The 426-nt window shown below is 67.6% G+C and carries 1 pseudogene; it reads left to right on the top strand.

Annotated elements, in window-relative coordinates:
* A pseudogene (locus LPA54_RS39820) lies at window positions 1-426 on the top strand (hypothetical protein); the annotation flags it as partial.

Below are 426 nucleotides of genomic sequence, written 5' to 3'. Positions count from 1 at the left end.
CCCGCCCGCCTGCTACTACGCCCCGAAGTACACCCCGGAGCAGCTGCAGAAGTACCTGGAGCCGATCTGGGAGGCGGGGAGTACGGGACACGAGTGGGACCTCTCGCAGCGCAAGCGGTATGTCGAGGGCGAGCCCTACAAGGACTTCAACAAGGAGAAGGCCGGGGAGGGCTATTGGTGGGACTCCTACGTCACACCGGGCCGGATCGGCGACCCGGGGGCGCTCGACTGCGACGAGCCCATCTTCTGGGTGGACAACAACGACGACCCGCCCGCCGACATCCCGCAGGCCATCACCCCGGAGATGCTGGCCCAGCTCGCCTATGCCGAGATTCGCGTCCCCTCGACCGAGGTGGAGCGCGCACCGGACGGCGCGACCAAGGTGTACCTGCCGACCTGGATGTGGCTGGACGGGGCGGACTTCAA

This window comes from Streptomyces sp. DH12, assembly GCF_020873895.1.
In the GTDB taxonomy this organism is placed as follows: domain Bacteria; phylum Actinomycetota; class Actinomycetes; order Streptomycetales; family Streptomycetaceae; genus Streptomyces.
The sequence above is the reverse complement of the archived record's forward strand: the minus strand, read 5'-3'. Positions and strand labels throughout refer to the sequence as shown.